Source organism: Kutzneria sp. 744 (genome assembly GCF_000568255.1).
Classification (GTDB): domain Bacteria; phylum Actinomycetota; class Actinomycetes; order Mycobacteriales; family Pseudonocardiaceae; genus Kutzneria.
Window position 1 is genome coordinate 1,931,559 of the sequence record NZ_KK037166.1, and the last position, 11,748, is coordinate 1,943,306.

General features: G+C 70.7%; 15 protein-coding genes. 3 read left to right on the plus strand and 12 right to left on the minus strand.

The genetic code is table 11. From position 1 onward, the window contains the following. Positions 1 to 118: 118 nt before the first annotated feature. Both KUTG_RS08500 and KUTG_RS08505 read left to right on the plus strand, forming a co-directional pair. On the plus strand, positions 119 to 1,321 hold the full coding sequence (locus KUTG_RS08500; RefSeq protein WP_043716180.1) for an FIST signal transduction protein: 1,203 nt from the start codon (positions 119 to 121) through the stop codon (positions 1,319 to 1,321). 2 nt (positions 1,322 to 1,323) lie between these two features. Further along, positions 1,324 to 2,832, plus strand: a complete 1,509-nt coding sequence (locus KUTG_RS08505) for a sensor domain-containing diguanylate cyclase (RefSeq protein ID WP_052394219.1) — start codon at positions 1,324 to 1,326, stop codon at positions 2,830 to 2,832. Positions 2,833 to 2,843: 11 nt separating this feature from the next. On the opposite strand, the gene KUTG_RS08510 is transcribed toward KUTG_RS08505, so the two are convergent. The 10 genes from KUTG_RS08510 to crcB (KUTG_RS08550) form a co-directional block, all read right to left on the minus strand. Further along, positions 2,844 to 3,644, minus strand: coding sequence for a class I SAM-dependent methyltransferase (locus KUTG_RS08510; RefSeq protein WP_043716182.1), 801 nt, complete (start codon positions 3,642 to 3,644; stop codon positions 2,844 to 2,846). 102 nt (positions 3,645 to 3,746) lie between these two features. Continuing rightward, on the minus strand, positions 3,747 to 3,899 hold the full coding sequence (locus KUTG_RS58180; RefSeq protein WP_157494409.1) for a hypothetical protein: 153 nt from the start codon (positions 3,897 to 3,899) through the stop codon (positions 3,747 to 3,749). 39 nt (positions 3,900 to 3,938) lie between these two features. Further along, complete coding sequence (locus KUTG_RS08515) at positions 3,939 to 5,492, minus strand: purple acid phosphatase family protein (protein ID WP_043716184.1); 1,554 nt, start codon at positions 5,490 to 5,492, stop codon at positions 3,939 to 3,941. A gap of 84 nt (positions 5,493 to 5,576) precedes the next feature. Next, complete coding sequence (locus KUTG_RS08520; RefSeq protein WP_043716187.1) at positions 5,577 to 6,254, minus strand: FAD-binding oxidoreductase; 678 nt, start codon at positions 6,252 to 6,254, stop codon at positions 5,577 to 5,579. Beyond that, positions 6,247 to 6,858, minus strand: a complete 612-nt coding sequence (locus KUTG_RS08525) for a sulfite oxidase-like oxidoreductase (protein ID WP_043716190.1) — start codon at positions 6,856 to 6,858, stop codon at positions 6,247 to 6,249. The genes KUTG_RS08520 and KUTG_RS08525 overlap by 8 nt, the downstream gene beginning before the upstream one ends. 33 nt (positions 6,859 to 6,891) lie before the next feature. Continuing rightward, positions 6,892 to 7,746 (minus strand): alpha/beta fold hydrolase, encoded by an 855-nt coding sequence (locus KUTG_RS08530; protein ID WP_157494410.1) that lies wholly within the window; start codon positions 7,744 to 7,746, stop codon positions 6,892 to 6,894. Between the two features lie 227 nt (positions 7,747 to 7,973). Then, the gene (locus KUTG_RS08535) at positions 7,974 to 8,546 is read right to left on the minus strand and encodes a TetR/AcrR family transcriptional regulator (protein WP_043716192.1); all 573 of its coding nucleotides are present in this window, start codon (positions 8,544 to 8,546) and stop codon (positions 7,974 to 7,976) included. Positions 8,547 to 8,577: 31 nt separating this feature from the next. Further along, entirely contained in the window at positions 8,578 to 9,792 is a 1,215-nt protein-coding gene (locus tag KUTG_RS08540; RefSeq protein WP_043716194.1) for an MFS transporter, read from the minus strand. Continuing rightward, positions 9,789 to 10,145 (minus strand): fluoride efflux transporter CrcB, encoded by a 357-nt coding sequence (crcB, locus tag KUTG_RS08545; RefSeq protein ID WP_043716197.1) that lies wholly within the window; start codon positions 10,143 to 10,145, stop codon positions 9,789 to 9,791. Before crcB (KUTG_RS08545) ends, KUTG_RS08540 begins: the two co-directional genes overlap by 4 nt. Further along, positions 10,142 to 10,585, minus strand: coding sequence for a fluoride efflux transporter CrcB (crcB, locus tag KUTG_RS08550; protein WP_043716199.1), 444 nt, complete (start codon positions 10,583 to 10,585; stop codon positions 10,142 to 10,144). The genes crcB (KUTG_RS08545) and crcB (KUTG_RS08550) overlap by 4 nt, the downstream gene beginning before the upstream one ends. Positions 10,586 to 10,661: 76 nt before the next feature. Here crcB (KUTG_RS08550) and KUTG_RS08555 point away from each other — a divergent pair, with 76 nt between their 5' ends. Further along, a complete protein-coding gene (locus KUTG_RS08555; protein WP_043716202.1) occupies positions 10,662 to 10,985 on the plus strand; it encodes a hypothetical protein in 324 nt (107 codons plus the stop codon). Here KUTG_RS08555 and KUTG_RS08560 read toward each other — a convergent pair. Together KUTG_RS08560 and KUTG_RS08565 are read right to left on the minus strand one after the other, a co-directional pair. Further along, a complete protein-coding gene (locus KUTG_RS08560; RefSeq protein WP_052394221.1) occupies positions 10,982 to 11,338 on the minus strand; it encodes an STAS domain-containing protein in 357 nt (118 codons plus the stop codon). The two genes, KUTG_RS08555 and KUTG_RS08560, sit on opposite strands and share 4 nt — an antisense overlap. A gap of 42 nt (positions 11,339 to 11,380) precedes the next feature. Continuing rightward, positions 11,381 to 11,748, minus strand: a 368-nt coding sequence (locus KUTG_RS08565) for a response regulator (protein WP_157495532.1), incomplete at its 5' end; no start/stop codon positions are given.

Consider the following 11,748-nt stretch of genomic DNA (forward strand, 5'->3'; position numbering starts at 1 on the left):
GTGGTCCTGCCGTTGTCCGCCAGATGCGCCGTTTGAGTGAAGATCTACATGGCTGTCTGCTCACCGGACCGCGGATGCGACTAAGTTGTCTGACCGACCGCCGTCGAGTGGAGGCGTCATGAACATGGACGCGCGTCCCGACGGCAGGCGTTGGATGGGTGTCGGCCAGTCCAGCACCACCGAACCGAGGACCGCAGCGGCTCAGGCCGCACGATCAGCCCTGTCACGATCCGATTCGGCCGGGACGGATCCCAAGCTGCTCATCGTCTTCTCGGCGATCACGTACGACCCGGCGCTGGTGCGTGCCGGCGTCCGGGACGTGGTCGGCCGGGACGTGCCGGTGATCGGCTGCACCACTCGCGGAGAGATCTGCAACGGCGGCGCCAACGACGGCACCGTCGTGGTGGCCGCGATCGGCGGCCCCGGCTTCGCCGTCACCACGGCCGCGGCCGAGGACGTGCGCGGCCGGCAGCGCGAGGCCGGTGTGGAGCTGGGTCAGAGCGTGACCGAGATTCCGGGCCTGCCGCACCGGGTGCTGGTGCTGCTGACCGACGGGCTGGTCCGCGAGCAGGAGCAGATCGTGCGCGGCTGCTACAGCGTGCTCGGGGCCAGCGTGCCGCTGTTCGGCGGGTCCGGCGCCGACGGCTGGCGTATGAAGCAGGCGTACCTGCTGTGCGGGGACCGGGTGCTGACCAACGCGGTGGTGGCGGCCACGATCCACTCGGAGGCGCCGCTGTCGGTCGGCGTGCGACACGGCTTCCGCACGGTCGGCGAGCCGATGATCGTCACCGGCAGCCAGGACGGGCGGATCCAGACCGTGGACGACCGGCCGGCCCTGGACGTGTACCTGGAGCGGCTGGGCGCGCCGCCGGAGGCCTACCGCGACAAGGAGGCGCTGATGCGGTTCGCGCTGCCGCGGCCGCTGGGCCTGCAGCGCCGCAACGGCGTCGACGCCCGCAACGTCAGCACCCAGATCGACCTGGAGGGCCGCTCGCTGGGCGGCGGCGGCAACTTCGACCACGGCGGCCTGGTGTGGGCCATGACCGGCGACGAGCAGTCCATCCTGGCCGCCACCGACGCGGCCTGCCAGGAGGCGCTGGCCGGCCTCGGCGGCCGGGAGCCGGTGGGGCTGTTGACCATCAGCTGCGCGGCGATCCGGGCCATCCTGGACGACGACGCGCTGCGGCGGGACAACGCCCGGCTGGCCAAGTGGGCCGAGCAGGCCCCGTTCGCCGGCTTCTACGCGTACGGCGAGATCGCCCGGGCCCGGGGCATCCACGGCTTCCACAACCAGACCCTCACCGTGCTGGCCCTCGGCTAGCGATGACGAGCATCGGGGGCGCTTACCACGACGGTCAGCAGCTGTTGGAGCTGCTGGCCGTGGTGTCGGAGTGCTCGGACGAGGAGTCGGCGGCCTACGCGGCCGTCGAGCGGGCCGCGCGGGCGTTGGACGCCGAGGTCGCGGCCGTGGTCATCGACGACGAGGTGGTCGCCGTCGTCGGCTTCCCGGCCGGCCGGGTGCCCGAGGACGACCTGGTGTCGGTGGCCAACCGCGAGCTCGACAACGTTGACGTGCCCGGGGTGGGCCGCTGCGACGCCATCTCCGCCGACTGGGGCGGCGGGCGGCCCGGGCACCTGGTGCTGGCCCGGTGGAGCGACCAAGGCTTCTCCGTGGAGGAGCGCAACATCGTGCGGGGCATGGCCCGGCTGCTGGAGCTGGCGTTGACCATGCTCCGCACGTTGCAGGCCGAGCACGAGATGCGGGAACGCAGCGACCGGCAGGCGGCCGAGAACGCCGAGCTGCTGGCGTCCCTGCAACAGCGGCAACGGCTGCTGGAGCACCTGTTCGACGTGCAGCGGGCGATCTCGCGGCGGCGGCCGCTGCCCCAGGTGCTGGACATGATCGCCGCGGCGGCGCGGCAACTGCTGGGCGACGGGGCCGTGGGGCTGTGGCTGCGCGACGACTCCGATCCGCAGCAGATCTCCCTGGTGGCCGGGGCCGGGCTGGCGATCGACACCGACCTGGAGACGCCGACCATGCCGCTGTCCGAGGCCGGCACCGTCGGCGCCGCGATCATGTCCGGCGGCGTCGTGGTGTGCGAGGACGACTCCGCCGACGGCATCGCCTCCATGGCCGCCCCCGTGCACGACTCCGGCACGATCACCGGCGGCCTGGTGGTGATGGCCGAGCGGGAGGGCCGGGTCTACGCGCCGCCCGAGGTGCAGATGCTCCAGTCCTTCGCCGAGCACGTCAGCCTCGCGCTGACCGACGCCAACACCGTGGACCGGATGCACCAGGCCTTCCACGACTCCGTGACCGGGCTGGCCAGCCGCAGCCTGTTCCTGGACCGACTCTCGCACCAGCTGGAGCTCACCGGGCACGGCGGCACCCGGGTGGCGCTGCTGTTCATCGACCTGGACCGGTTCAAGGCCATCAACGACACCCTCGGCCACGCCGCCGGCGACACGCTGCTGACCATCACCGCCGACCGGATCGTGGCCCAGCTGCGGGACAGCGACGTCGCCGCCCGGTTCGGCGGCGACGAGTTCGCCGTGATGCTGCAGAACGTCTCCACGCCGGTCGACGCGGCCAAGGTGGCCGACCGCATCCTGCGCGGCCTGCACGAGCCGATGCGCATCGCCGGCCGGCAGTTGCAGGTCAACGCCTCCATCGGCATCGCGCTGAGCACCCACGGCATGACCGACCCGGCGGCGCTGGTGCGTCGCGCGGACATCGCCATGTACCGGGCCAAACGCAACGGCCGCGGGCGCTACGACGTGTTCGCCGACGAGATGCTGCTGGCCTTCACCGACGGCGAGACCCAGCACTAGCGTGTGAGCGCCTAGGCGGCCGGAGTTGCCTCGACGACGTGGGCGGCCATCCGTCCCACCACCGGTCCCTCGCCGAGCATCGAGACCATCCGGTCGGCGACCGCCGCCGTCGTGTCGGCGAGGTCTCCCCTGGCCTGGATCTCGGCGCGCAGCGGCGTACCCGTGCAGTAGCCGGCTGCCAGTCCGGCGACCGACTCCGCGTGCCCCTCGAGCGTCACCGAGTCGACGGCCACACACCGCATCCCCCCGGCCTCCAGGTCCGACACGACCCGGTCGACATCGGCGTAGCCGTGCGGGACGGTCCCCATGAAGGTGGGCGGGTCATCCGGGAAGACCTCGACCAGAGCCGCGACCAGAGCCCTCTGGAAATCGTGGGAGTCGAGGGTGTCCCACGTGTTGACGAGCGCCGTGCCGTCCGGGGTGAGGACCCGCCGGGCCTCGGCGAAGGCCGCCGGCTTGTCCGGAAGGAACATCACCCCGAACTGGCAGGCGACGAGGTCGTACCGGGCGTCATCGAACGGCAGGTGCATGGCGTCGGTCTGCTGCCAGGCGGCCTGTGGGACCAGCAGTCGACCGGCCTGGACCATGTCCTCGTTGAGATCGGTTGCCGTCACCTCCGCGTGGGGGAGCGCGACGACGAGCTCACGGGTGAGCACGCCGGTGCCGGCCGCGAGCTCGAGCACGCGGCGGGGCGCGTGCGCGGATGCGCGGCGAGCGAGATCCACGGCGAACGGCTGGAACACTGCCGGCACGAGCCATCGTGCGTAGGCCTGCGGCATGTCTCCCGTCCACGAGGCTGCCGGTTCCACCATGTGGGAAGGCTACCAGCAGGGCCTCTACCAGCAGGGATCTGCGGCCAGGTGTCCACAAAGGTGGCATGGCTCCGGCGCCGCGCCCCTTCGGATCCGGGAGCGTCAGGTCGATGGTCGTCTTGCCGGTGCGGGGATCCCGATGTCGGCGTCGAGCCGGTCGCTGCCGGCCGGCACGTCGAACGGCGCCGTCACGTACGCCAGGGCGACCACAACCGTCCACATAGGTCGGACGGCGCAGCCGGCGGTGATCCGCATGCGGGGCATGCTGCCCGCCGCGGATCACCGGCAGCGGCATCAGCCGTCGGAACGCTTGCGGTGCAGGCTGAACTTCTCGAACACCGACAGGTCGCCGTTGGGCTTGTTCACGTTGTAGTACGTGACGTGCATGGTCGTGGTGTCACCGGGGCGGCGGCCCGGGTCGACGGTGAACGCGGCGAAGCCGTAGGGGTGGTCGAAGTCGCGGACCGCGCTCCACACCGCCTCTTCCTTGACATAGGTCGAGGTCCGCTTGCCGTTGGAGCCGGGCGTCGCCGACACGGCGGTGATGACCTTGCCGGTGCCGTCCTTGAAGAAGGCGCCGTTGGTGTTGCCGGAGACGCCGCCGCCGCCGAGGATCATGTGCACGGTGCCGTGCGTGGCGTCGATGTTGTCGGTGGCCGAGGAGACCGGGTTCGGCGTGAGGGTCTCGCTGCCGGACACCACGCCGTGCACGGCAAGGGACCGCTCGTAGTCGTGCTCGTGCCCGCACAGCACCAGGTCCACGCCGTACTTGTCGAACAGCGGCCCGTACAGCTGCCGCAGCCCGAGGTCGGCGCCGTTGGCGTCGGAGGTGCTGATCATCACCTGGTGCATGGCGACGACGATCCAGTCGATGTCACGGGACTTGCGCGCCGCCGCGAGCTCCTTCTCCAGCCACTTCAGCTGGCGGCCGCCGGAGTAGCCGTTGACGTAGACGTCGCCGCCGTCCTGCAGGCAGTTGTCGTCGTTCTGCAGCACGATCACCCGCACCGAACCGGCCGTGAAGCCGTACCACAGGCCCTGGAGCTCCGCGTCGGTCTCGGTCGACGGCAGCTCGAAGTAGGCCTGGTAGGCGGCGAGGCCGATGGGGCCGTTCTGCTTCTCGATCTCGTGGTTGCCGGCGGCCGGCATCCACGGCCGGAACCGGGCCGAGCGGGTGTTGTTGGTGAAGAAGTTGTTCCAGGTGCGGACCCGGTCCACGTCCAGGTTGGCGTAGCACAGGTCGCCGTTGAGCAGGTGGAACAGCGGGGCCACGGTCTCGATGCCGGTGACGATGTCCTTGGTGGCCGGCGTGGAGTTGGCGTCGAGACCGACCGCGCCGTTGGCCGCCCAGGTGACCTGCGGCGCGGACTGGTCGCCGAAGCTGGTGAAGGTGAACGGCATCCGGCCCGACGGCGCGGTGCGGAAAGTGCCGGCGTCCGGGGTCGCGCCGTCGTGCTGCGCCGCGTACATGTACTGCGTGTTGGGGCGCAGGCGGTTGAGCTCCGCATGGTGGATGTAGACGGTGCGACCGGAAGTGCCGTCCACATAGGTCTTCGTGTCGGCGTCGGCGCAGCCGCCGAACCCGCCCTCCAGCGTGCCGTAGACGACGCGCGGCTTGCGCACCGAGCCCTCGGTGATCCAGGAGACGACCATCTGGCGCGAGGGGTCCCGGCCGAACGTCAGGTGCAGGCCCTGCACGGGGGTGGCGCCGTTGCCGACGCTGGGCACGAACGCCGGGGTGGCGGCCTCGGCGGTGGTGGTGCCGAGCAGCGGGGCCGCGACGGCGGTCGCGCCGAACAGGCCCAGCGCTCCTCTTCGGCTGACGGTGCGCTTACTGGCGTCGGACATGCGGTTTTCTCCTCAGCTCGGGTCGCGCAGAACCTAGGCGGATGGAGCGTCCACGCCATGAACGCCATCTGTCCGCGCGGTGAATCACCCTGAGGGACCGAACCTTTCCACCCTGATGTCCTCGGTCGGCACGCCGATGTCGAGCAGCAGCATGCTTGCCGCCTCGGCGAAAGCGGCCGATCCGCAGACGTAGCAGACGGCGCCGGGCGCGTAGAGGGGCAGCAGTTCCTGCGCGGTCAGCCGACCCTTGGCCCGGCCGCCGAAGTCCTCTCGGGTCACGGCGATCAGGGCGCCGGCGGCCGTGAGCTCGTTGGCGTAGGGCAGATCTTCGGCCGTGCGCACGGACGCCGCGATGCGAAAGTTGTCGGAATTGTGCCGCAGCATGGAAATCAGCGGCACCACGCCCGAGCCGCCGCCGACGCCCAGCGCCGGCGTCGTCCCGTTCCACGCGAACCAGCCGCCGATCGGCCCCCGGATCTCCAGCTCGTCGCCGGGCTCGACGACATCCGCCAGATAGGTGGAGACCTCGCCGTCCTCCAGGCGTTCCACGAACAGCTCCAGCAGCGGGGCGTCCGGGGCCGAGGCCACCGAGTACGAGCGCTGCGCCCGGTAGCCGTCCTCGGCGGTCAGCCGGACCACATAGTGCTGGCCCGCCAGGTGGCGCACGCGGCCCGGCACGTCCAGGCACAGCGTGACGCTGTGCGGGGTGTCGTGCCGGACCTCGGCGACCTCGGCGTACCGCCAGCCGCGCGGGTCAGTCACCCTGGTACCGCTGTTCCGTCCAGGGGTCGCCCAGGTCGTGGTACCCGTTGCGCTCCCAGAAGCCCTGCTCGTCGTGGTCGAGCAGGGTCAGCTTGGTGATCCACTTCGCGCTCTTCCAGAAGTACAGGTGCGGCACCAGCAGCCGGACCGGGCCGCCGTGCTCGCGGTGCAGCGGCTTGCCCTCGTGCGTCCACACCAGCCACGCCTTGCCGTTGCGCAGGTGCTCCAGCGGCAGGTTGGTGGTGTAGCCCGTGGTCGACGTGGCCAGCACGTGCGTGGCTTCCGGCAGCGGCTCCACCTGGTCAAGCAGCAGGTCCACGCTGACGCCGCCGAACCGGGTGTCGAACTTCGACCACGTCGTCACGCAGTGGATGTCGCCCCGGTACTCCTCCTGCGGCAGCCGGTGCAGCTCGTCCCACGTCCACTTGCCGGGCTGCCGCACCAGGCCGTCGATCGCCATCGTCCAGCGCTCGGTCCGCACCGACGGCGTGACCTCCGCCGTCAGCACCGGGAAGTCCCGGCCGATGTCGTACTGTCCGGGCGGCAACCGCCGGTCCCTCGGGGCCCGTCGCTTGCCGACGAATCCCCGCGTCGGTCGACTCATGGCCGCAGTATGCCGGGCCGTTCCCGCGACCGGCTAGCCGAAGAACCTGGTCAGCTCGTCGACGACCAGGTCGGGGGCCTCCTCGGCGATGAAGTGGCCGCTGTCCGGTACTTCGACGACCCGCACGTCGGTGGCGTAGCCGGTGATGCCCGGTTCCGTCCGGGCGCGCACCCAGGGCGCCAGCAGGGCGAGGATCGGCGCGGTCACCTTCTCGTACGTGCCGATGTCGTCGATGTCCTGCTCGACGGTCCGGAACCAGCCGTTGCCGGCCCGGATCGCCGCGGCGGTGTCGTACGCCTCGGCGTAGACGGCCCGATCCCGGTCGGTGATCGCGTCGCGCCGCACCGCCAGCCGGTCGACGATGTGATCGACCAGGAACCGGGCCCGGCCTTCGAGCAGCTGCTCGGGCAGCCCGTCGAGCTGGTTGAACGCCCACCACCAGAGCGTGTTCGGGCCCAGCAGCCGCAGCTGGCGGAACGACTCGTTGACGTGCGCCACGTCCAGCATCGACACCCGGCGGACGGTGTCCGGGTGGTTGGCGGCCAGGCTGAACGCCACCATGGACCCGATGTCGTGCCCCACCACGTCCGCCCGCTCGTGCCCGAGGTGCCGGATCAGCTCGTGGATGTCCCGGGCCATGGTCTTCTTATCGTAGCCGCTGTCGGGCTTGGCCGAGCCGCCCATGCCGCGCAGGTCGACGGCGATCACCTGGTGCTGCTCGGCCAGCCTCGGCAGCACCTTGTGGTACGCCCACCACGTCTCCGGCCATCCCGGCAGCAGCACCACCGGCTCGCCCTGCCCGCCGGTCACGTAGTGCAGCTCCGTGCCGTTCACCGCCGCGTGCTCACTACGCAGCCCCAACTCCGCCGCACGTTCCTTGTCGTTCATCAGCACACCTTTCCAGATCGATCGTTCCAATATCGGCGCCCACCAACCCCCACCACCGCCACATGTGGACCGCATTCGACTTCCAGCGCCACATGTGCGCCACATGTGGCAAAAAACAGTGGGGGCGAGGGAAGGAGGGAGAAAGGGAGGGCAGGGTCGGCTTGGACCCGCGCGGGCCGGGCCGAGTCGAGTCCGCTCGGGTCAGGTCGAGGCAGCTGGTCAGTTGGTCAGTCGAGTAGGGAGAGGGCTTGGGCGACGGCGTCGGTGATGCGGCGCTCGTCGGGCTGGCGGGCCATCACCCGGATCCCCTGCATGAACGTCACCAGGAAGCGGGCCAGCGCCTGGGGATCCTTGTCCGCGGCCAGGTCACCGTCGTCCCGGGCCCGCACCAGGGCGCCGGCCAGCAGCGCCTGCAGGTTGTTGAAACCCCGGTCCACCAACGCCGCCGCACCGTCCACGGCCGGGCCCTCGACGGCGGTGTTGACCACGAGGCAGCCCTTGTGGTCGGGGTCGGAGACGGCCTGCCGGGCGATGGTCTCGAACACCTCCCGGACGGCGGCCAGCGGCCCGGGACCGGACAGCCGGTCCACGTACCAGACGCCGAGCTCCTGCGCGTACCGCTGCAGGGCGCGCAGGTAGAGCTCGGGTTTGCTGCCGAAGGTGGCGTAGATGCTGGCCCGGCCGATGCCCAGGTGGTCGACCAGGTCCTGCATGGACGTGGCCTCGTAGCCCTGCCGCCAGAACAGGTCCAGCGCCGCCCGCAGGGCGACGTCGGGATCGAACTCCTTGGTTCTGGCCATGGCACGACAGTAGCGATACTGGAACGGGCGGTCAAGAAATGGTGCGGATCGGGGACAGGGTGATGGCCACGGCCTGGACGGTCAGGCCGGCGATGCCGATCCACAGGGCGGAGGGGATGCCCAGCCAGGCGGCCAGGAGGCCGCCGATCGGGGCCCCGAGCACGATGGCGCCGCGGTTGAGGGACCGCATGGTGGCGTTGGTCCGCCCCAGCAGTCGATCCGGGGTCACCGACTGGCGGTAGGCCATCTCCGGCGGGCCGTCGACGCCGAGACCGAAACCGAACGCGAACTGGGCGGCGCACAGCAGCACCAGACCGACGGTTCCGTGCCCGGACAACGGGATCAGCACGTACCCGAGCGGCGTGAGCCAGTGGCCGACGACGATCGTCGGCCCAGCGCCCAACACCCGGGTGGCCCGCATCGACAGCAGAGCGCCGAGCACTCCCCCGACGCCGCCGACGGCGATGATCAGGCCCAGCGCCGCCGCATCGAAGCCCAGCGTCCGCAGGACGTAGAACGGCAGGACAGCGGTCACCATGGAGTTGAACAGGAACCAGACGTGGGCGGTGTAGGCCATCGGGGCCAGCACGCGATGCCGGTACACCCACGCCAGGCCCTCACGCAGCTCCCGCCCGAGGTGCCGCGACTCCGGCCGTTCGATGTGCTCGGCAACCTTCACCCGCATCAGCAGCAGGCCGGAAGCGAGATAGGACACCGCATCGACCAGGATCGCCGTCGCCGGGCCGACCACCTGCACCAAGCCTCCGGCCAGTGCCGGGCCGACCATCTGCGCCGCCGCGTCGGTCTGCCCCAGCCGGGCGTTGGCCTCGGTCAGACGGCTCTTCGGCACCAGGCGCGGCAGGATCGACTGGTGCGCGGCGTCGTAGACCAGCGACAGCATGCCGATCGCCGCGATCAACCCGATCAGCACCGGCATGCTCAGCCGGTCGAACGCGGCCAGCAGCGGGATCAGGCCCACCAGCCCGAACCGGATCAGGTCGGCGCCGACCAGCACCGGCTTGCGCCGGTAGCGGTCCACCAGCACGCCGGCGACCAGCCCGAACAGCAGGTACGGCAGCCAGCGGGCGGCCTGCAACAGGCCGCCCTCCGTGGTCGTCGCGTGCAGCACGTTCACGATCAGCGGCTGCAACGCCACCATCGTCACGTACGAGCCGGTCATGGAAACCGTGTCGGACGCCCAGAACAGCCGAAACCCGGACGACTCCAGAAGTCGAGTGTCGCTCATGCGGCCAGGGCGTAGCCGAGGAACACCGCGCCCAGACCGGCGATCAGGCTTATCAGCACGTTCATCGCCGCGTACACATAGGCTTTCTGCTCGATCAGCCGCAGCGTCTCGTAGCTGAAGGTGCTGTACGTGGTCAGCGCGCCGCAGAAACCCGTGCCCACGAGGGCGGCCACCGCGCCGGGCAGCGAAGTCCCCAACCCGGCCAGGAATCCCAGCACGAGGCAGCCGACGACGTTCACCGTCATGGTGCCCCACGGGAAGACCGAGTCGTGCCGGAGCTGCACGGACCGGTCGGTCAGATACCGCAGCGGGGCGCCGACCATCGCGCCCGCGAACACCAGAACCAACGTCACCGGTTGTCCCCCAGCAGTGTCCGGGTCAGTGCCACGCCGACGAGCACGGCCAGCACGGCCGCCGCCAGGGTGCCGAACAGGTAGGCCAGCGCCAGCGGGGCGTCCCCCGGCGTGAGCAGGGCCCGCGTTTCCACGGCATAGGTGGAAAACGTGGTGAAACCGCCCAGAATGCCGACGCCGAGGAACGGTCGCAGCAGCGGCCGCTGTCCCCATCGGACCATCAGCACGCCGATCAGGAAGCACCCCGTCACGTTGATGAGAAAGGTGCCCCACGGGAAGTGCCCGGGCGTGGTGGGCAGCCACAGCGAGATGCCGTACCGGGCCACCGCCCCGAGACCGCCGCCGAGCGCGATCACCGCCAGCACGCCGCCGTGCGTGCGGGCCAGTTCACGTCGTTGCGCCGGGACATGGACATCGACGTCGGGGTCGACGGAATCCATGAACCTCCCCCCGTCGTTGCCCGCTCAGCATAGCGACCCGCCTCCGTGGGTATCCCGAGGTCCAAGGAGGTGTGTCATGCCGAAGGCGTGGAGCGACAAGCGAGAACGGCAGTACCAGCACATCAAGGACTCGCAGAAGGAGCGCGGCAGCAGCACGAAGCGGGCCGAGGAGATCGCGGCCCGCACCGTGAACAAGAACCGGGCCCAGGAAGGCGAATCCCGCACCGCGAGCCGGTCGTCCACTCACGACGTGTCGCCGCAGCACCGTGGCGGCAAGCGCTCGCACACCGGCGCCGGCGGGCCAACCCGGGACCAGCTCTACAACGAGGCCCGCCAGCGCAACATCAAGGGCCGCTCCAAGATGACCAAGAAGCAGCTGGCCAACGCCCTGGGCCGCTAGCCGAGGTCGACGAGCGCCGACTGCACCGAGTCGCGGATGTCGAAGCCGCCGTCCAGCCCGGTGATCTCCAGCGGACGCAGCACCACCCGGCTGTCGGCGGCCAGGCGCAGAGTGAGGGAGGCCTGCCCGGCCTTCTCGTTCACGGTGGCCAGCAGGGCCAGGCCGGCCGAGGCGAGGAAGGTCAGCCCGGTCATGTCCACCACCAGGCCGGCCGGGCCGGCCTCGATGGCGTTGTCCAGCTCCAGGGCCGCCGCCGGCACCGTCTGCATGTCCAGCTCGCCGGCCAGGTGGACGACGGCGACGCCGCCGACCAGCTCGGTGTCGGCGGCGAAGGCGCCGGTGTTCTCGGGCACGGACTCTCCCCATGGTCGACTTCGCCGCAGGATACGGCACGGTCAGCTGTCGGCCCCCTCCCCCGGCCCCCTCTCGCCCAGGACCCTCTGCATCGTGTCGAGCAGCTCGTCGGCGTCCACCGGCTTGGTCACGTAGTCGCTGGCTCCGGAGGCCAGGCTCTTCTCCCGGTCGCCCTGCATGGCCTTGGCCGTCACGGCGATGATCGGCAGCCGCGCGTACTGCTGCATCGCCCGCACGGCCGCGGTCGTGGCGTAGCCGTCCATCTCCGGCATCATCACGTCCATCAGGATCAGGTCGATGCCGGAGTTGGCCAACAGCACCTCGATGCCCTTGCGGCCGTTGGGGGCGTGCAGCACGGTCATGCCGTAGGTCTCCAGCATGCCGCTGATGGCGAACACGTTGCGGACGT